Annotated in this window: 18 protein-coding genes; 11 read left to right on the plus strand and 7 right to left on the minus strand. The window is 66.2% G+C overall.

Annotated elements, in window-relative coordinates; genetic code table 11:
* Nucleotides 1-110 precede the first annotated feature (110 nt).
* The 4 genes from ACK4MH_RS10680 (at nt 111) to ACK4MH_RS10695 (ending at nt 3685) form a co-directional block, all read left to right on the plus strand.
* Entirely contained in the window at nt 111-848 is a 738-nt protein-coding gene (locus ACK4MH_RS10680; protein ID WP_409717958.1) for an arginyltransferase, read from the plus strand.
* Between the two features lie 79 nt (nt 849-927).
* Entirely contained in the window at nt 928-1698 is a 771-nt protein-coding gene (gene yaaA, locus ACK4MH_RS10685; RefSeq protein WP_409717961.1) for a peroxide stress protein YaaA, read from the plus strand.
* 109 nt (nt 1699-1807) lie between these two features.
* Complete coding sequence (locus ACK4MH_RS10690) at nt 1808-2599, plus strand: 3-hydroxybutyrate dehydrogenase (protein WP_409718055.1); 792 nt, start codon at nt 1808-1810, stop codon at nt 2597-2599.
* Nucleotides 2600-2617: 18 nt separating this feature from the next.
* Nucleotides 2618-3685, plus strand: coding sequence for a patatin-like phospholipase family protein (locus ACK4MH_RS10695; protein WP_409717964.1), 1068 nt, complete (start codon nt 2618-2620; stop codon nt 3683-3685).
* On the opposite strand, the gene ACK4MH_RS10700 is transcribed toward ACK4MH_RS10695, so the two are convergent.
* The gene (locus ACK4MH_RS10700; protein ID WP_409717967.1) at nt 3682-4599 is read right to left on the minus strand and encodes an L-threonylcarbamoyladenylate synthase; all 918 of its coding nucleotides are present in this window, start codon (nt 4597-4599) and stop codon (nt 3682-3684) included. The genes ACK4MH_RS10695 and ACK4MH_RS10700 overlap by 4 nt on opposite strands.
* Nucleotides 4596-5147: a cytochrome b gene (locus ACK4MH_RS10705; RefSeq protein ID WP_409717970.1), complete on the minus strand. Its 552-nt coding sequence runs from the start codon at nt 5145-5147 to the stop codon at nt 4596-4598. The genes ACK4MH_RS10700 and ACK4MH_RS10705 overlap by 4 nt, the downstream gene beginning before the upstream one ends.
* A 119-nt stretch (nt 5148-5266) precedes the next feature.
* Between ACK4MH_RS10705 and ACK4MH_RS10710 the strand changes: the two genes are divergently transcribed.
* The 5 genes from ACK4MH_RS10710 to ACK4MH_RS10730 all read left to right on the plus strand — a co-directional run bounded on the left by ACK4MH_RS10710 (nt 5267) and on the right by ACK4MH_RS10730 (nt 11701).
* Nucleotides 5267-7051: an acyl-CoA dehydrogenase gene (locus ACK4MH_RS10710; RefSeq protein ID WP_409717973.1), complete on the plus strand. Its 1785-nt coding sequence runs from the start codon at nt 5267-5269 to the stop codon at nt 7049-7051.
* 80 nt (nt 7052-7131) lie between these two features.
* Entirely contained in the window at nt 7132-9351 is a 2220-nt protein-coding gene (locus ACK4MH_RS10715) for a S9 family peptidase (RefSeq protein ID WP_409717976.1), read from the plus strand.
* Nucleotides 9348-9914 (plus strand): N-acetyltransferase family protein, encoded by a 567-nt coding sequence (locus ACK4MH_RS10720; RefSeq protein ID WP_409717979.1) that lies wholly within the window; start codon nt 9348-9350, stop codon nt 9912-9914. Before ACK4MH_RS10715 ends, ACK4MH_RS10720 begins: the two co-directional genes overlap by 4 nt.
* A gap of 39 nt (nt 9915-9953) precedes the next feature.
* Nucleotides 9954-10280, plus strand: a complete 327-nt coding sequence (locus ACK4MH_RS10725; protein ID WP_409717981.1) for a hypothetical protein — start codon at nt 9954-9956, stop codon at nt 10278-10280.
* 56 nt (nt 10281-10336) lie between these two features.
* Nucleotides 10337-11701, plus strand: coding sequence for a hypothetical protein (locus ACK4MH_RS10730; protein ID WP_409717984.1), 1365 nt, complete (start codon nt 10337-10339; stop codon nt 11699-11701).
* A gap of 4 nt (nt 11702-11705) precedes the next feature.
* On the opposite strand, the gene ACK4MH_RS10735 is transcribed toward ACK4MH_RS10730, so the two are convergent.
* The 4 genes from ACK4MH_RS10735 to tpiA form a co-directional block, all read right to left on the minus strand.
* Nucleotides 11706-11864 (minus strand): hypothetical protein, encoded by a 159-nt coding sequence (locus ACK4MH_RS10735; RefSeq protein WP_409717987.1) that lies wholly within the window; start codon nt 11862-11864, stop codon nt 11706-11708.
* Nucleotides 11865-11960: 96 nt separating this feature from the next.
* A complete protein-coding gene (locus ACK4MH_RS10740) occupies nt 11961-13613 on the minus strand; it encodes a CTP synthase (RefSeq protein WP_409717990.1) in 1653 nt (550 codons plus the stop codon).
* 124 nt (nt 13614-13737) lie between these two features.
* Nucleotides 13738-14163, minus strand: coding sequence for a preprotein translocase subunit SecG (gene secG, locus ACK4MH_RS10745; RefSeq protein WP_409717993.1), 426 nt, complete (start codon nt 14161-14163; stop codon nt 13738-13740).
* A 64-nt stretch (nt 14164-14227) separates the two neighbouring features.
* Nucleotides 14228-14980 (minus strand): triose-phosphate isomerase, encoded by a 753-nt coding sequence (tpiA, locus tag ACK4MH_RS10750; RefSeq protein ID WP_409717996.1) that lies wholly within the window; start codon nt 14978-14980, stop codon nt 14228-14230.
* Nucleotides 14981-15132: 152 nt separating this feature from the next.
* On the opposite strand from tpiA, the gene ACK4MH_RS10755 reads away from it, so the two are divergent.
* Nucleotides 15133-17040 carry a SurA N-terminal domain-containing protein gene (locus ACK4MH_RS10755; protein WP_409717999.1) on the plus strand — a complete coding sequence of 636 codons (1908 nt, stop codon included), beginning with the start codon at nt 15133-15135 and terminating at the stop codon, nt 17038-17040.
* Nucleotides 17037-18554, plus strand: a complete 1518-nt coding sequence (gene trpE / locus ACK4MH_RS10760; RefSeq protein ID WP_409718002.1) for an anthranilate synthase component I — start codon at nt 17037-17039, stop codon at nt 18552-18554. Before ACK4MH_RS10755 ends, trpE begins: the two co-directional genes overlap by 4 nt.
* Here the strand turns inward: trpE and ACK4MH_RS10765 are convergent.
* Nucleotides 18551-18754, minus strand: coding sequence for a peptidoglycan-binding protein (locus ACK4MH_RS10765; RefSeq protein WP_409718005.1), 204 nt, complete (start codon nt 18752-18754; stop codon nt 18551-18553). The genes trpE and ACK4MH_RS10765 overlap by 4 nt on opposite strands.
* Nucleotides 18755-18842 lie beyond the last annotated feature (88 nt).

Here is an 18842-nt window from a genome sequence, read left to right on the forward strand (position 1 = left end):
GCTCGGCTGCGACGCGAACACGCTTGCAGCCCGGCAACGAATGACGCCAAATCGCGCGATGGGCGTTCACCTGTCGCAATATTGGCAAGATCGGATGCGGACCTGAGGCCGTGACCCAGCACGTACCGACCCGCCAGCTCCGGTTTTTCATGACCTCGGTCGCGCCCTGCCCCTATCTGCCGGGCAAGACCGAGCGGAAGGTCTTCGCCAATCTGCCCTTCTCCGACGGCGCCCACGTCAACGACGAACTGACCATCGCTGGCTTCCGCCGTAGCCAGAACATCGCCTATCGCCCGGCCTGCGAGGCCTGCGACGCCTGCGTGTCCGTGCGTCTACCCGTGCCCGAGTTCGCCTTCAGCCGTTCGCAACGCAAGGTGTTGACCCGCAACGAAGATCTGTCGCGCAGCCTGGTCGAGGCCGAAGCCACGACCGAGCAGTTCCAGCTTCTTCGCCGTTACCTGACGACCCGCCACCCGACCGGCGGCATGAGCGACATGGGCTGGCTCGACTATGTCGCCATGGTCGAGGACACGGCCGTCCGCACGCACCTGATCGAATATCGTCTGCACTCCTCCGACGGCGGGCCTGGCGACTTGGTCGCCGTAACCCTGACGGACCTGCTCAAGGACGGGCTGTCGATGGTCTACAGCTTCTACGACCCGACGATGGAGCGCCGCAGCCTGGGCCGGTTCGCTATCCTCGATCACATCCGTCAGGCCGCGCTGGTGGGTCTGCCCTTCGTCTATCTGGGCTATTGGGTCCAGGGCTCGGCCAAGATGGACTACAAGGCCGACTTCCGCCCGATGGAGGTCCTCGGCAAGCTGGGCTGGTCGCGTTTAGAAACGTAAGGCGTGGCGTCGCCGCACTCCGGTTCAAATCGTCATCGAAGCACCCTATGTGGGCGGGCACACCACGGAGTTGCGTCTTTTGCTGATCGTCCTTTCTCCCGCCAAACGGCTCGACTTCACCGAGGCCGATCCAGCGATACCCGGCACTGAACGTCGATTCGTCGAGGATACCGCTAGCCTGGCGACGACCGCACGGCGCCAGACCAAGGCCGATCTTCGCCGCCTGATGGGCATATCCGACGATCTGGCGACCCTGAACGTCGCGCGCTTCAAGGCTTTCGATTCTGAATCGACCGATGGCGTCCAGGCCGCCTTCGCCTTCGCCGGTGACGTCTATGAGGGGCTGAAGGCGCGCGAACTCGACGCCAAGTCATTGGCCTACGCCCAGGACCATCTTCGCATCCTGTCGGGCTTTTACGGCTTGCTGCGGCCGCTGGACCGGATTCAGCCCTATCGCCTGGAAATGGGCACGCGCTTGAAGACCCGGCGCGGGACCAGCCTGTACGACTTCTGGGGCGAGCGGATTTCCAAACAACTGAACGAAGACGCCGAAGGCCAGACCGATCTCACCCTGGTCAACCTGGCCAGCCAGGAATATTTCGGCGCCGTGGACGCCAAGGCGCTGAAGCTGCCGGTCGTGACGCCGCAGTTCCGCGAAGAGAAGAACGGCGAGAGCCGCATCGTCTCCTTCTTCGCCAAGAAGGCGCGCGGCGCCATGGCCCGCTTCGCCATCGACGAGCGCGTGGAACGGGTGGCGGACCTGAAGGCTTTCGACCGCGACGGCTACACGTTCGACAAGGCCGCCTCGACCGAAAGCGAATGGATATTCATCAGATCGGGAAATTCTTGATCCCTGCCCTGTCCTGCCGTTAGTCTCCCGCAAAAGAACCCAAGGCGGATCCATGTCGCAACGGCCCGAAATATCCTCTGATGTCCAAGGCGACACGCCCGCGCTGCGCATGATCGGCGATTTGAAGGGCCAGGTTGCGATCGTGACCGGATCGACATCCGGCATCGGCCTGGCGTTGGCGCGGGCCGTGGCGGCGGGCGGCGGCGACGTCGTCCTGAACGGCCTGGGCGATCCAGCCGAGATCGAGCGCACGCGCGCCGACCTGGAAGCCTCGTCCGGGGTTCGCGTGCGTTACCATCCCGCCGACATGACGCGCGGCGAAGAGATCGCGGACATGGTCGCCTTCGCCCAGGGCGAACTCGGCCGCCTGGACATTCTGGTCAACAACGCCGGTATCCAGCACGTCGAATCGGTCGAGAAATTCCCCACCGACCAGTGGGAGAAGATTATCGCCATCAACCTGTCTTCGGCCTTCTACGCCACCCGCGCCGCGATCCCGATCATGAAGGCGCAAGGGCGAGGCCGGATCGTCAACATGGCCTCGGCCCACGGCCTGGTCGCCAGTCCGTTCAAGTCCGCCTATGTCGCGGCCAAGCATGGCGTCATCGGCTTCACCAAGACGGTGGCGCTGGAACTGGCGCGGGACAACATCACCTGCAACGCCATCTGCCCCGGCTTCGTAGAGACGCCGATCGTGACGAAACAGATCGCGGACCAGGCCCGCACCCGCAACATGACCGAGGAGCAGGTGCTGACCGACGTCATTTTGGCCGCCCAGCCGACCAAGCGATTCGTGACCACGGACGAACTGACCGGGATATTCCTCTATCTGGTCAGCGATCTCGGCGCCTCGGCGAATGGCGCCAGCTTCTCCATCGACGGCGGTTGGACCGCTCAATAATTTCAGACTGGGGCGACCATGGCGATCTTCAAACGCAAGACCGCCCACCCGGCGGAAGATCTGCCTGCTGCCACGGGCCGTCGCCCCGTCTGTCTCGCGCTTCAGGGCGGCGGCGCGCACGGCGCCTTTCAGTGGGGCGTGCTCGACCGGCTGCTGGAAGACGACCGGCTGGATGTCCGCGCGGTGTCCGGCGTCTCGGCCGGAGCCATGAACGGCGCGGCCCTGGTGTCCGGGCTGGCGACCGGCGACGCCCGTGCTGCGCTGGACAAGCTGTGGCGCGAGGTCAACCAGTCCGGCGGTCGCAACGTCTTTGGCGACAGCGCCATGTGGAACGCCGCCCAGCCGCCCGACTGGATCAAGGACAACCCATTCTGGCGCGCCGGAGAAACGCTGGCGATGTCCATGAGCCCCTATGAATTCAATCCACTGAACCACAATCCTCTGAATCGGGTTCTGAAAGCGGCCGTCGATTTCGGCGCGGTTCAGGCCTCGGATATAAGGCTGTTCGTCGCCGCAACCGCCGTCCGCCAAGGCAAGACCCGGCTTTTCGAGACGCACGAGATCAACGCCGATGTCCTGATGGCCTCTGCCTGCCTGCCCCATCTGTTCCAGGCGGTCGAGATCGACGGCGAGCTCTATTGGGACGGCGGCTATCTGACCAATCCGCCGCTCTGGCCGCTGACCGGCGAGGATACACCGGATGACGTGCTGCTGGTGACGCTGAACCCCCTGGCGCGCGACGAGACGCCCCGCAGCGCCGGCGACATCGTGGATCGGCTGAACGAGATCGTCTTCAACGCGCCCCTGGTCGCCGAACTGCGCGCCATCGCCCTCGCCGGCGAGCTGATCGCCCAAGGCCAGCTCAAGGGCGGCGGATCAGGCCCCTATCGCCACGTCCGCCTGCATGCCATCGAGGCGGACGGCTGGCTGTCGGACCTGTCGTTGCGGTCAAAGTTCAATACCGAATGGGGCTTCCTCAACGACCTGAAAGCGCGCGGTCGCGCCGCCGCGGACGACTGGCTCACGACCTGCTTGCCCAGCGTCGGCCGCCAGTCGAGCGTCGATCTCCAGGCCCGGTTCGGCTAACCGACGAAGCCTGCGGCTCGTCTCAGACGATCATTGATGGCCTCGCCCAAGCCCGTCATCGGGATCGGCGAAATGGCGATTCCGACCGGATGTGTCCGGTCCGCCTCGCGCAACAGCCGAAACAGATTGGCCGCCGCCTCTCGCAGGTCGCCCGCTGGACTCAAACTCCAGCGCGGATCGCCGACGCCGGAGCCGAACCCCAGCAGGACTTCGCCGCTCTTCGCCTCCTGCGCCTCGATCCTGACCGGGGCATCAGGAGCGTAATGCAGGGTCAACCGCCCAGGCGACCGATGCCCTTCTCCGCTGTCCGCAAGCGGGCCGACGAGCGCCTCGATCTCGGATCGGGTGACGGCTCCCGGCCGCAGCAGGGCGACACGTCCGTCCAGCACCGACACGACCGTGCTCTCCAACCCAACCTGGCACGAACCGCCATCGACGGCGGCGGCGACTGCAACGCCGGTCTCGTCTACCGCATCGGCGAACGTCGTGGGGCTTGGCCGTCCCGAGCGATTGGCCGACGGCGCCACGACCGGGCCACCGAACGCCGCCAACACCGCTCGCGCCATCGGATGGGCGGGCACGCGGATCGCCACGCTGTCCAATCCGGCGCGTGCCAGATCGCAGACGCGCGTAGCGTCCCGAACCGGCGTGACCAGCGTCAAGGGACCGGGCCAGAAGGCCTCGGCCAGGGCGCGTGCCGCCGGACCGAATGCTCCGATGGCCGCCGCCGCATCCGCATCGACGACATGGGAAATCAGTGGGTTGAATCTAGGTCTTCCCTTGGCGGCGAAGATAGCCGCCACCGCCTGGGCATTGCTCGCATCGGCGCCCAGCCCATAGACCGTCTCGGTCGGCAGCAGGATAAGATCGCCGTTCGCCAGCGCCAGCGCCGCCTGATCCGGCGTCTCGCTCACGGCCGGCGGGGGATGATCGGGATCATCCGGTGCAGCACATTGTCCCGGTCGATGAACTGATGCTTCAGCGCCGCCAGGACATGCAGAGCGATCAGGACGTAGAGCCCCTTCACCGCCAACTCATGCAGACCCATCAGGCTGCGCGCCGCATCGCGTCCTCCCCCGATGGGCAGCAGCGGCCAGGCGAACAGGCCGAACCATTCGATCGCGCGCCCGCCAGCCGATGACGCCAGCCAGCCGGTCATGGGGATGACGATCAGCGCCAGATAGAACAACACATGGCTGACGCGCGCCGCGATCCGCTGCCAGCGCGGAAGACCGGACGGCAGAGGGATGGCCGGATGGGCCAGACGCCAGCCGATCCGCGCCAGGGTCAGCGTCAGGATCGTCAGGCCCAGCGACTTGTGCAGCATCACGAACTGGCCTGAAATCGGCCCTTCCGTATTCTCATGCGCCGTGATCAGCAGCACCTGAAGCAGGACGGCCAGGGCAATGCCCCAGTGAAACAGCAGGGAAACGGTCGAATATCGATTGCGGGGCTCGCCCATGTCTTCCCTTCCGTGACGGCACTACGTCACCTTGCACTCAGATAGGGCGCGTCGCCAAGACGCTTGCAGCGACAGGCCCCGACGCGGCACTTAGGCCGCAACGACGATTGAGGAAACCCATGACCTACCGCGCCCCCGTTCGAGACCTGGCCTTCACCCTGGAGGCGGTGGCCGGCATGGCCGATGTGGCGGCGACCGGCGCCTTTCCCGACTATGACGCCGATGTCGCTTTGGCCGTGCTGGAAGCGGCGGGCCAGTTCTCGGAAGAGGTGCTGGCGCCGTTGAACCGGATCGGCGACCAGAAGGGTTCGACTTACGCCAACGGCTCCGTCACCGCCGCGCCGGGCTTCGCCGACGCCTATCGCCAGTTTGCGGCCGGGGGATGGACCGGCCTGTCCGCCCCGACAGAGGCCGGCGGTCAGGCCCTGCCCAAGGCGCTTGAACTCGCGGCTTACGAGACCGTCCATGCCGCCAATATGGCCTTCGGCCTTTGCCCCATGCTGTCCCTGGCCTCCATTGAGGCGTTGGAGCAGGTCGGAACGGAAGAGCAGAAGGCCAAATATCTGACCAAACTGGTCAGCGGCGAATGGACCGGGGCCATGGTGCTGACGGAGCCCGGCGCTGGCTCCGATCTGGGCTCTCTGATCACCACGGCGACGCCGAACGGCGACGGCACCTACGCCCTTAACGGCCAGAAAATCTACATCACCTGGGGCGATCACGACGCCACCGACAACATCATTCATCTGGTGCTGGCCCGCCTGCCTGACGCGCCCAAAGGCCCCAAAGGCATCAGCCTGTTCCTGACGCCCAAGTTTGCGGTGAAGGACGACGGAAGTCTCGGCGACCGTAACGCCTTCCGTCCGGTGGGGGTCGAGCACAAGCTGGGCATCCACGCCTCGCCCACCTGCGTCATGAGCTATGAAGGCGCGACCGCCGAACTGGTCGGTCAACCGAACCAGGGCCTGGCCCATATGTTCGTAATGATGAACGCCGCCCGCCTGGCCGTCGGCGTCGAGGGCGTCGGCATCGCCGAACGCGCCTACCAGCACGCCCTCGCCTATGCGCTGGACCGCCGTCAGGGCCGTTCGGTCTGGACCGGCGAAGCCAATGCCCCGATCTTCGACCATCCCGACGTGCGCCGGATGTTGAGCGTGATGAAGGCCAAGATTTCGGCTGCGCGCGGCATCTGCCTGGCTACAGGCGTCGCCGCCGACCTGGCCAAGCACGCCGGGACCGAAGATGAGCGTCGTCGCTGGAAGGGTCGCGAAGACCTGTTCACCCCCATCGCCAAGGCCTGGTCCACCGATGTCGGCTGCGAGGTCGCCTCGATGGGGATCCAAATCCACGGCGGCATGGGCTTCATCGAGGAGACCGGCGCGGCCCAATACTATCGCGACGCGCGCATCGCTCCGATCTACGAAGGCACCAACGGCATCCAGGCGATGGACCTGGTCGGGCGCAAGCTGTCGATGGACGGCGGCGAATCGGCCAAGGCTCTGATCGCGGACATGAAGGCTACCCTGGTTGATCTGGGCGGTCTCTACAGCGGCAAGCCGGTCGAACGGTTCGCGACGGCCATCGAGGCGGTTCAGGACGCCACGCTCTGGCTGCTGGATCAGAAGGCCGATCCGAATGCAGCGGCAGACGTGCTGGCGGCGGCAGACGCCTATCTGAAACTACTGGGCGACGTCGTCGGCGGCTGGATGCTGGCCAAGGGCGCGCTGGCGGCCAAGGCGAAGCTGGATGCGCAGGACGGCGATCCGGCCTGGCTGCAAGGCAAGCTGGACCTCTACGAAGTCTATGCCGCCAATGTGCTGGGCCATGTCTCCAGCCGACTGGCGGCCATCGGCCAAGGCGGCGAACTGCTGCAACGGATGACGGTGGACGCCTTGGCAGGCTGACGCGCCGCAGCTTTTCTTCATTTGACGTTCGACGCCCGCCGCGCCCAAACTTCACCTTCGGCTATCAAGGGGAGCGACCGATGAATCGTCGGCAACTGATCATGTCCACCGCTGCGACGGCGCTTGCCGCCTCGGCCTCCCCCGCGCTCGCTCGCCAGTCCACCGGATCTCCCATGCCTCAACCGCCCGTCGCCAAGAAGATTCCCGTCGTCATCGAGCAGCTGGGCCGCACCCGGACCGACGACTATCAGTGGATGAAGGACGACAACTGGCAGGCCGTGCTGCGCGACCCGACCCTGATCAAGGCCGAGGTCAAGGAGCATCTGACGGCCGAGAACGCCTATCGCGAGGCCATGATGGCCTCCACCCTCCCCCTGCAGCAGACGATGTTTGCGGAGATGCGCGGTCGCATCAAGGAGGACGATAGCTCCGTCCCCGCGCCGGACGGCGGCTGGAATTACTATGTCGAATACCAGACGGGCGATCAGCATCCGCGTTACATGCGGGTCGAGCGCCAGGGCACGTGGATGGTGGACGGTCAGCCGGTGACGAAGAATTTCGTCATGGCCCCCACGCCCCAACTGCTGCTGGACGCCAACGAACTGGCCAAAGGCAAGGCCTATTCCGAAGTCTCGGCCGCGAGCCACAGCCCGGACCACACCCTGTTCGCCTATGCCGAAGACGCGCAGGGCTCCGAGGTCCACAAGATCTACGTCAAGGACCTGGCGACCGGCGAAGTCCTGCCGGACGTGATCGACAGCGCCACCGGCGACTTCGTCTTCTCGCCGGACAGCCAGTGGATCTTCTGGACCAACCGCGACGACAACGGCCGTCCCGACAAGATCTTCCGCCGTCCGGCCAAGGGCGGCGAGACCACCCTGGTCTATGAAGAGGCCGACGACGGCATGTTCATCGGCGTCGGCCGCACGGCTGACGACCAGTTCATCGTCATCAGCATCCAGAACCAGGAAACGTCGGAGGCGCGCTACATTCCCTCCGCGACCCCCACGGCCGAACCCGTCATGCTTGAGCCGCGTGTGGTGGCCATCCGCTACGACGCGGATCACTGGGGCGATCGCTGGGTGATCCGCACCAATGCGGACGACGCCATAGACTTCAAGATCGTCCAGGCCCCGACCGCGACGCCGGGCAAGGCGAACTGGACTGACCTCGTCCCCCACACGCCCGGGCGCTTCATCGAAGGCCTGGACCTGACGAGCGACCACTTGGCTCGCCAGGAACGCGCCGACGCCAACACCCGGATCATCATCCGCGACCGCGCCGGCGAGGAGCATGAGATCGCCGTCGACGAACCCGCCTTCGCCCTGTCGCTGGCAGGCGCATCCGAGTTCGAGACGACGACCACCCGCTACGCCTACAACTCGCCGTCAACCCCGACCCAGACCTTCGACTACGACATGGCGACGCGCGAGCGGACCCTGCGCAAGACGCAGGAGATCCCGTCTGGCCACAATATCGAAGACTATGTGGTCGAGCGTCTGAACGCCCCCGCTTCGGACGGACAGCTGGTGCCGGTCACGGTGCTGCGCCGCAAATCTACCCCGGTGGATGGCTCCGCGCCCCTGCTGCTCTACGGCTACGGCTCCTACGGCATCCCCATGCCCGCCAGCTTCTCGACCAACCGGCTGTCGCTGGTGGATCGTGGATGGATCTACGCCATCGCCCACATTCGTGGCGGGTCCGACAAGGGCTGGGGCTGGTTCCTCGACGCGAGGAAGATGACGAAAAAGAACACCTTCACCGACTTCATCGCCGCCGCCGAACATCTGATCGATCGCAAATACGCCGCGACCGGCAACATCGTCGCCCAAGGCGGATCGGCCGGCGGCCTGCTGATGGGCGCGGTCAACAATATGCGTCCCGACCTGTGGGCCGGCATCATCGGCCAGGTGCCGTTCGTCGATGTGATCAACACGATGAGCGACACCTCCCTGCCGCTGACGCCGCCCGAGTGGCCCGAGTGGGGCAATCCTATCGAAGACCCGGCCGCCTACGATTACATGATGAGCTACAGCCCCTACGATCAGGTCGAGCCCAAGGCCTATCCGGCGGTGCTGGCCACAGGCGGCCTGTCCGATCCGCGCGTCACCTATTGGGAGCCGGAGAAGTGGGTCGCCAAGCTGCGGCCCGCCACGACCTCGGGCAAGCCGGTTCTGCTGAAGATCAATATGGAAGCGGGGCACGGCGGCGCGGCCGGCCGGTTCGACTATCTGAAGGAGGTCGCCCACGACTACGCCTTCGCCGTCTGGGCCATCGACAAGGGCTGGGAGACGGCGTGAGCGCACCGACGGTTCGCGACGCCCTTCCCGACGACATCGCCGCGATAACGGCCATCTATGCCGAGAGTGTCGCTAATGGTCGCGGCACCTTCGAGCTGGAGGCGCCTGACGAGATGGAGATGGCGTCCCGGCTGGCCGGGGTCGAAGCTCTCGGCCTGCCGCGACTTGTGGTCGAGATCGACGGCGCGGTCGCCGGCTACGCCTATGCCGGGCCTTTCCGCACCCGTCAGGCCTATCGTTACATGGTGGAGGACTCGATCTATGTCGCGCCCTGGGCCAGGGGACGCGGCGTCGCCGGCGCTTTATTGGATGCCCTGATCGCGCGCTGCGAGGCGATGGGGCTTCGTCAGATGGTGGCGGTGATCGGCGATTCCGAGAACACAGGGTCCATCGCCCTGCATCGCACGCGCGGCTTCACCGACGCCGGCGTTTTCAAGGCGGCGGGATGGAAGCATGACGACTGGCGCGACGTGGTCTTCATGCAGCGAGCGCTGGGTCAAGGCGGTTCGGCGGCCCCCGACGCCCCCGGCCTGCCGCTGGTGGACAAGAAGCCGACCCGTTGACGCATTGCGACGCGCCTCCCCGACGCCTATCCTGACGCAGTGAAGATCCTTCAATCCCTGTTGCTGCTGATCGGCGCCCTGGCGGTGCTGGCGCTCGGCACGGTCGGCGCGTCCGCGTCGCCTGCTGCGGCAGCGCCTTGCCATGAAACAGGCCAGCCCATGCCGGGCGAGGCTCCCGGCCACGCCCCCAAGGCCATGAAGGCGATGATCTGTTGCGTCGCCTGCGTGGCGACACCGACACTGGATCCCGCGCCCCTGTCCGGCTTGAAGGTCTCACCCGCACGTCTTGCCGCCGGACTGATCGACATGCCTGTCGGTCGGCTTCTGTCGCCCGAACCCGGCCCACCCCGCCTCCTGATCGTCTGACACCGCTCGCGCCTCTCACAGGCGCAATCCGTCACGACCATCAGAGGAGGCCTTGAATGGCTATCCGTATTCTCGCCAGCGCCTGCGCCGGCGTTTCCCTGCTCGCCCTAGCTCAAGCCGCGGCGGCGCAGGATCATTCGCAACACGCTCCACCGACCACGACCGAACCGGCTGCTGACCCGCACGCTGGCCACGACATGCCGATGCCGATGTCAGTTGCGACGCCAGTTGATCACGCCAGCATGGGTCATGCGATGACCAGCCCCTACGGCCCTTGGCCCATGAGCCGCGACGCCTCGGGCACCGGCTGGCAACCCGACGCCGGCGAACATGGCGGCATCCACACCGTCCGGGGCGACTGGATGGTGATGACCCACGCCATGCTCAACTTGGTCTATGATACCCAGTCCGGCTCGCGCGGCGGCGACAAGACCTTTGTCGCCGGGATGTTGATGACCTCGGCGCGGCGCGACTTCGACGACGGTTCGACGCTGAACCTGCGCGCCATGCTCAGCCCCGACCCGCTGATGGGCAAGTCCGGCTATCCGCTGCTTCTGGCCGCGGGCGAGACGGCGGACGGGGTCAGTCCCCTGGTCGATCGCCAGCATCCGCACGACCTCTTCATGGAGCTGTCGGCCAGCTATTCGAAGCGTCTGTCAGACAAGGACAGCGTCTATGGCTACATCGGCCTGCCAGGCGAACCCGCCTTCGGTCCGCCTGCCTTCATGCACCGCATGAGCGCGATGGACAGCCCCGAGGCGCCGATCACCCACCACTGGCTGGACTCGACCCATATCGTCTTCGGCGTGACCACCCTGGGCTGGGCGCATGACCGGTTCAAGATCGAGACTTCGGCCTTCAAGGGACGCGAACCGGACGAGGAACGTTGGGGCATCGATTCGCCACGGCTGGACAGTTGGTCCGTGCGGGCGGCCTGGAACCCGACCGACGAATGGTCGCTTCAGGCCTCCTACGCCGATGTTTCCGCGCCGGAACAGCTTGAGCCGGACGAGGACGAGACCAAATGGTCGGCCAGCGCCATCCACACCCGGCGGCTGGGCGAGACCGGCTGGTGGTCCTCGACCCTGGCCTTGGGCCGCAAGACCAACGATCACGACGAGTCGAAAGACGGCTGGCTGCTGGAGTCCGCCGTCCACCCCAACGACCGCTGGACGGTCTTCGCTCGTGCGGAGCGGATCGAAACGGACGAACTGGTTCCCGGCGTCGGCGGCGGCCACGGTCCGCTCTACACGGTCGGCAAGGCGTCGGTCGGCGTGGTGCGTGACTGGCGGATCGCCGAACACGTCCGGTTCGGTCTCGGCGGTCTCTATGCGATGAACCGTGTGCCGACAGCGCTGGAGCCGCTTTACGGCGGCGATCCCGATGGGGCGATGATCTTCATGCGGCTGAAGATCGACTGACGGCTCAGGCCCGTCCGGCTTCGGCTGGGCGGGCCGGCGGCTCACCCCTATGCCGCACGGCCTCATAGCCGAGCAAAATCACACCGAGGACGAGCATCAGCCCGCCGGCGATCAGCACCAGGCGGACATGCCGGTGCAGGTGATAAAGCAACTCGCCGATCATCGACGGTCCCGCCACATCCCGGATTGGGTCAAATCGATCCGTCTGGGCATCATACTGCACAACGCAGACCTGACCGAGTCCGTGAACGGCGTTCCCTCAGACGAGGCGGCTTTGCACCACAGCCGCGCCGATGAAGCTGGCGAACAACGGATGCGGCGCGAACGGTCGGCTCTTCAGCTCCGGGTGATACTGGACGCCGATGAACCAGGGATGGTCCGGGCGCTCGACCGTCTCGGGCAGGACGCCGTCGGGCGACAGTCCGGCGAAGACAAGTCCACCCTTCTGCTCGATCGCCTCGCGATAGTTGATGTTGACCTCGTAGCGGTGGCGGTGACGCTCGCTGATGGCTGTCGAGCCATAGATCTCGGCGATCTTGGATCCGGCCGTCAGGGTCGAATCATAGGCGCCCAGGCGCATGGTGCCGCCCAGGTCGCCGCCCTGCTGACGCAGGACCCGCTGATTGCCTTGCGTCCATTCGGTCATCAGGCCGACGACCGGCTCGGCGGTCGGGCCGAACTCGGTGGAAGAGGCCTTGGAATAGCCGGCCAGATTCCGCGCCGCTTCGATCACCGCCATCTGCATGCCGAAGCAGATGCCGAAATAGGGAATGTTGCGTTCGCGGGCAAATCGCGCCGCCTCGATCTTGCCTTCCGAGCCGCGCTCGCCGAATCCGCCCGGCACCAGGACGGCATGGGCGCCTTGCAGCCGCTGTTCGCAGGCCTCGGGGTCGCCTTCGAAGGTGTCGGCCTCGACCCAGTCGATGTTGACCTTGACGTTGTTGGCCACACCGCCGTGATGCAGGGCCTCGATCAGGGACTTATAGGCATCCTTGAGCACAGTATATTTGCCGACCACGGCGATAGTGACTTCGCCGTCCGGCTGAAGGCGGCGCCGCGCGATCTCCTGCCACATCGTCAGGTCGGGCTCGGGTGCGTCGTCGAGGCCAAAATGGGCCAGGACTTCGCGGTCCAGACCTTCGCGGTGGTAATCCAGCGGCACGGCGTAGATGTCGGCCGAGTCCATCGCCTGGATCACGCCGCTTTCGCGCACGTTGCAGAACAGACCGATCTTGCGCTTCTCTTCCGCGGGGATCGGAAACTCGCAACGGCACAGCAGGATGTCCGGCTGAATGCCGATGGAGCGCAGTTCCTTGACCGAGTGCTGCGTCGGCTTGGTTTTCATCTCGCCGGCGGTCTTGATGAAGGGCAGCAGCGTCAGGTGGACGAAGCAGGACTGACCGCGCGGCAGGTCCTGGCCCAGCTGACGGATGGCTTCGAAGAAGGGCAGGCCCTCGATGTCGCCGACCGTGCCGCCGATCTCGACCAGGACGAAATCGACCTCTTCCCCGTCATCTGTCAGGGCCTTGGTGAGGCAGAAGGATTTGATCTGGTCGGTGACGTGGGGAATGACCTGGACGGTCGCGCCCAGATAGTCGCCGCGACGTTCCTTCTCCAGAATGGTCGAATAAATTCGGCCCGTGGTGATGTTGTCGGACTTGGCCGCCGACACCCCGGTGAACCGCTCATAGTGGCCCAGGTCCAGGTCGGTCTCGGCGCCGTCGTCGGTCACGAAGACCTCGCCGTGCTGGTACGGGCTCATCGTGCCCGGATCGACGTTCAGATAGGGGTCCAGCTTGCGCAGACGGACCTTGTAGCCACGCGCCTGCAGAAGAGCGCCGAGAGCGGCGGAGGCGAGGCCTTTTCCTAGCGAGGAAACCACGCCGCCGGTGATGAACACATAGCGAGCCATGGGCGGACACCTTACTCCATGATTCGCGAACGGCGCATCGCCCGCTGCGAATCGAACTGTTGATCAAAAGAAGAAAGCGCGCCCTGCGGCGCGCTTTCGGGAAGTCGGGTCGTTGGCCTGACCCTTACTGGGCGGGCTGCTGGGCCGGCGACGTCGTCGCCGACGGCAGGCTGGCTTCCAGGTCGTCGAGCGACGGAGCCGTCGGCTGGGCCGGAGGGGCGGGCTGTTGCTGGGCGGGCGCCTGCTGCTGCGTCTGCGGCGTGGTGGCCAGCGAGCCGACGGCGTCGGCGTCGATCACCGAGACCGAAGCGCGGTCCATGTTGCCGACAACGGTCAGGACGATGGTCAGGCCGAACAGCAGGAAGGCCAGGATCCAGGTCACCTTGGTCAGAAGGTTGCCTGCGCCGCGCGCCGTCATGAAGCCCGACGGTCCGCCGCCCATGCCCAGGGCGCCGCCCTCGGAACGTTGAAGCAGCACCACGCCCGTCAGGGACACGGCGATGATGATGATGGCGACGAGCAGGATGGTCTGGAGCATGGCGTCATTCATGTGGGCGCGGATCTGCGCCGATCAAGCGGCGGCCTCTATCATCGAAGCCGGCTCGGAGCAAACGTCAGGCGGCCGCTTTGACGATAGGCATGAAATCTTCGGCCTTCAGCGACGCCCCGCCGACCAGGGCGCCGCCGACTTCCGGCGTGGCCAGAATGTCCTGGGCGTTTTCGGGCTTCACCGAGCCGCCGTACAGGATCGGCGCGGTTCGCGCGCTGTCGCCTAGCCGCTTGATCATGGCGGCACGGATGGCGGCATGGACTTCGGCGATTTGTTCCAGCGTCGGCGTCAGACCGGTCCCGATGGCCCATACCGGCTCATAGGCCACGGCGAAGTCGCGCTCGGACAGACCCATCGGCAAGGAACCCTCGACCTGTGCGGACACAACGGCGATGGCCTCGCCCGCCTCGCGTTGCTCCAGCGTTTCGCCGACGCAAACGATGGGCTCCAGCCCCGCAGCGATGGCGGCCTCGACCTTGGCGGCAACGTCAGCATCGGTCTCGCCAAAGGCGGTGCGGCGTTCCGAATGCCCAAGGATCACGACGGTCGCACCCGCATCGGCCAGCATTTCCGCCGATACCGAGCCGGTGAAGGCGCCGACCGGCTTCTCATGGCAGTCCTGACCGCCCACGGCGACGTCGCTGCCCGCCAGCGCCGCACGCATCCGGTCGATCAGCGTAGCCGGCGGGCACAGAACGACCCTAGGCCCCTGCCCCGCTGCGCTGACGGCGTCTCTTATCATTTCAGCCTGCGCCAAGGCGGCCGACAGGCCGTTCATCTTCCAATTGCCGACGATCAACTTCACGGATTGTTTCATGGCCGCCTCTCTAGAAGGCGAAAACCGCGAAGCCAAGGGGCTCCGCCGCAATCCGAACACGATGCCGTCCTTGCAGCAGCGTGCCCGGCCCGACTATACGCGACCACTGACGCCAACATCGGCCCCAATCTCGGCCAGTCTCGGGTTTTCGAATGCTCACCGCCTTCCGCGCCTTCTCTCGATCCAAATGGGCGGCCGCCCTCCTTGTCCTGATCGCGATCAGCTTCGTGATCGTCGGCGCGCGGATGGACGTGTTCTCGAACCTGGGTCCCAAGCACGTCATCGATGCGGGCGACCGTTCGATGAACGAGGTGGAGTTCCGCACGGCCTTCGATCAGGTGCGTGAACGCCTGCAGCAGCAGGTCGGCCGTCCTCTGACCAACGAGGAACTGGTCGCGGAGAACATCCACACCCGGTTCCTGACCGAGCAGACCCAGCAGCTGGGCTTCCTGAACTGGGCCTGGAAGGCGGGCATCCGCCCCGGCAAGGAACTGATCGTCAAGCAGATCCGCCAGATCCCGGCCTTCTTCAACTCGGTCACCGGCCAGTTCGACCAACAGGCCTATGAGGCCGCCCTGGCCCAGCAGAACCTGACCCCGGCCATGCTGGAACAGGACCTGCGCGACCAATACGTCACCGAACACTTCGGCGCGGCCGTCTTCGCCGGCGCCCGCGTGCCGCGCATCTATGGCGCGCTGCTGGCCGGCTCGGCCTTCGAAAGCCGCGACGGTCGCTGGTTCGAGGTCACGTCTGCAATGGCGGGCCAGGTCCCCGCCCCGACCGACGCCCAGCTGAACGCCTTCATCCAGGAAAACGCCGAACGCCTGCGTGCGCCGGAGTTCCGCATGGTCTCCGTCGTCCTGTTCACGCCTGAAGCCTCGGCCGCGACGCCGATTTCGGACGACCGCATCCGCGAGCGTTTCGAGTTCAAGAAGGACACTCTGGGCAAGCCCGAAACCCGCACCTTCGTCACCCTGACGGCGCCCAACCGCGAAACGGCCCAGAAGATCGCCGCCGCCCTGCGCGCCGGCCAGTCGCCTGCCGACGCCGGTCGCGCCAACAACGTCACGCCGGCGACCTTCGACGCCACTCCGCGTTCGGCCATCGGCGACGCCGCGACGGCCGGCGCCGTCTTCGGCCTACAAGCCAACCAGGTTTCCGACCCGGTCCAGGCCGGCGTCGGCTTCGCAGTCGCCAAGGTCACAGCAATCCAGCCCGCAGCGCCTGCGACGCTGGAGAGCGCACGTGAAGAACTGATCCAGGAACTGCGCGCCGAAGACGTGAAGACCCAAACCTACGCCAAGGTCGAGAAATACGAATCCGCCCGCACGTCCGGCAAGAACCTGGCCGACGCCGCCCGCGAAGCCGGCGGCCGCGTGGTCGATCTGCCGCCCTTCACCCGCGACGGCAAGCTGCCGAACGCCCAGGCGCTGAACGCCCCGCCGCAAATCTTCGAGACGGCCTGGGGTCTGACCAAGGGCGGCGAAAGCGACGTGATCGACGCCGGCCAGGGCCAGTATTTCGCCGTGCGCGTGAACGACATCCGTCCGTCGGCCCTGCCGACCCTGGCCGAGGTGCGCGAGCCCCTGACGGCCCAATGGATCCAGCGCGAAACGATGCGTCGTCTTTCGACAAAGGCGGAAGAACTGACCACCCGCGTCCGCAACGGCGAGGACATCGCCGCCGTGGCCCGCTCGGTCAATGCGCCCCTGACGGTCAGAACCGGCGTCGTTCGCAACCAGGCGACGCAGGACTCGCTGGGTCAGGGCGTGCTGCAAGGTCTGTTCGGCCAGTCCAAGGGCCAAGCCTTCTCGCAACCCGCGTCGCAAACCGCCTATGTCGTTGGTCGCGTGGACAACGTCCTTGCCGCCAATCCCGCCGCGGCAGGTCCGTTGGCCGAACAGGTTCGTCCGCGTCTGACGCAGGAACTAGTCCAGGCCATGGTCGAGACGTCCTTCGCCGCCGGCGCCCAACGCTCCAAGGCCAAGAACGACCCGGTTCAGGCCCGCTCGGCCCTGGGCCTTTCGGCCGACGCGACGCCCGCAGCCCCGGCGCAATGACCGAGGCCGTATCGGGGCAAGCCGACTTCGACGCCTTCGCCTCCGGCCTCTCGGCCGGCAGGCCGCAGGTGGTGGTGCGCCGGATCATCGACGACCTGGAAACGCCGGTCTCGGCCTATCTGAAGCTCGGTCGCCACCGCCCCTACGCCTGTCTGCTGGAATCGGTAGAAGGCGGTGCGGTCAAGGGACGGTATTCGATCCTGACGCTGGACCCGGACGTCGTCTGGCGCTGTCGTTCGAATGCTGCGGAACTGTCGCGCGGGCCGGACATCGCCGAGGGGCGGTTCACGCCCGAAGCCCTGCCAACGCTGCAATCGCTGCGCGCCCTGATCGCAGCGTCGAAGTTCGACCTTCCCGATGGCCTGCCGCCCATGGCCGCCGGTCTGTTCGGTGTCTTCGGTTACGACATGGTGCGTCTGCTGGAGCCGCTGGGCGCGCCCAACCCCGATCCGCTGGATCTGCCGGACGCCGTTCTGACCCGTCCGTCGCTGGTCGCCATCTTCGATTCCGTGCGTCACGAAATCGTTCTGGTCTCCGCCGCCTATCCCGACGCCGGCATCGCCCCGCGCGAGGCCTTCGATGCCGCCGTGGCGCGACTGGACGCCTTCGAGACCGCGCTGCGCGAGCCCCTGCCCGTCCGCGCCGCGCCGCAGGAAACGCCAGCGCCGACCTTCACCTCAGCCGTGGACGAGGCCTCGTTCGGCGAAATGGTCGCCAAGGCCAAGGACTACATCGGCGCGGGCGACATCTTCCAGGTCGTGCTCAGCCACCGGTTTTCGGCGCCCTGGACCGAGGATCCGTTCGCCTTCTATCGGTCCCTGCGTCGCCAGAACCCCTCGCCCTATCTGTTCTATCTGAACTTTGAGGGCTTCCAGCTGGCCGGTTCCAGCCCCGAGATTCTGGTTCGGCTGAAGGACGGCGAGGTCACCATCCGACCGCTTGCCGGCACCCGTATGCGGGGCGCGACCCCAGAGGCGGACAAGGCGCTGGAAGTCGAACTGCTGGCCGATCCCAAGGAACGGGCCGAGCATCTGATGCTGCTGGACCTGGGCCGCAACGACGTCGGCCGCGTCGCCGCGCCGGGCACGGTCGAGGTGACCGAGAGCTTCGTCGTCGAACGCTACAGCCAGGTCATGCACATCGTCTCCAATGTTCGCGGCAAGGCCGACCCGAACCTGGACGCTGTCGACACCCTGCTGGCGGCGCTTCCCGCCGGCACCCTGTCGGGCGCGCCCAAGGTGCGGGCCATGGAAGTGATCGACGAGCTGGAGACCGAAAAGCGCGGCGTCGGCTACGGCGGCGGCGTCGGCTATATCTCGGCCGGCGGCGAGGCGGACATCTGCATCACTCTGCGCACCGCCCTGTTCGCAGACGACCGGATTTTCGTCCAAGCCGGCGCGGGCGTGGTCGCAGACAGCGATCCTGCGGCCGAATACGCCGAAACCCAGCACAAGGCGCGCGCGCCAATGCGGGCGGCCGACGACGCCTGGCGCTTCCGCACCGGCAATCGTTAGCGCGTAACGGTCATCGTCGGATCGTCGAAGTGAACGCCAGGACCGACGATGACGACGCCCGCCATCAGCACGGCCGCGGTCGCGGCGAATGCAGCGGCGCCTAGGGCGGCGACCGGGTTGGGCTTCGTCTCGACCACGACCAGCTTCGCCTTGGCGGCGGCGATCTTGGCGGCGATTTCTTTTTCAGCGGCGAGTTTCACAGCCGCATTTATCTCCGGGTCGGGTTAAAATGCGCTTTACCGCCGCGCCCGCTTGGCTCGGACGCCCGTCGAGCCTAGAAGCCAAGCC

Origin of the sequence: Brevundimonas sp., assembly GCF_046295075.1 — a bacterium.
Taxonomy (GTDB): Bacteria; Pseudomonadota; Alphaproteobacteria; order Caulobacterales; family Caulobacteraceae; genus Brevundimonas.

Excerpts from the sequence above, each read along its gene's own strand:
- ACK4MH_RS10690 (WP_409718055.1), top strand. The coding sequence starts at position 1,808 with ATGATCGGCGATTTGAAGGGCCAGGTTGCGATCGTGACCGGATCGACA.
- ACK4MH_RS10695 (WP_409717964.1), top strand. The coding sequence starts at position 2,618 with ATGGCGATCTTCAAACGCAAGACCGCCCACCCGGCGGAAGATCTGCCT.
- ACK4MH_RS10705 (WP_409717970.1), bottom strand. The coding sequence starts at position 5,147 with ATGGGCGAGCCCCGCAATCGATATTCGACCGTTTCCCTGCTGTTTCAC.
- ACK4MH_RS10710 (WP_409717973.1), top strand. The coding sequence starts at position 5,267 with ATGACCTACCGCGCCCCCGTTCGAGACCTGGCCTTCACCCTGGAGGCG.
- ACK4MH_RS10715 (WP_409717976.1), top strand. The coding sequence starts at position 7,132 with ATGAATCGTCGGCAACTGATCATGTCCACCGCTGCGACGGCGCTTGCC.
- ACK4MH_RS10730 (WP_409717984.1), top strand. The coding sequence starts at position 10,337 with ATGGCTATCCGTATTCTCGCCAGCGCCTGCGCCGGCGTTTCCCTGCTC.
- ACK4MH_RS10735 (WP_409717987.1), bottom strand. The coding sequence starts at position 11,864 with ATGATCGGCGAGTTGCTTTATCACCTGCACCGGCATGTCCGCCTGGTG.
- ACK4MH_RS10740 (WP_409717990.1), bottom strand. The coding sequence starts at position 13,613 with ATGGCTCGCTATGTGTTCATCACCGGCGGCGTGGTTTCCTCGCTAGGA.
- secG (WP_409717993.1), bottom strand. The coding sequence starts at position 14,163 with ATGAATGACGCCATGCTCCAGACCATCCTGCTCGTCGCCATCATCATC.
- tpiA (WP_409717996.1), bottom strand. The coding sequence starts at position 14,980 with ATGAAACAATCCGTGAAGTTGATCGTCGGCAATTGGAAGATGAACGGC.
- ACK4MH_RS10755 (WP_409717999.1), top strand. The coding sequence starts at position 15,133 with ATGCTCACCGCCTTCCGCGCCTTCTCTCGATCCAAATGGGCGGCCGCC.
- trpE (WP_409718002.1), top strand. The coding sequence starts at position 17,037 with ATGACCGAGGCCGTATCGGGGCAAGCCGACTTCGACGCCTTCGCCTCC.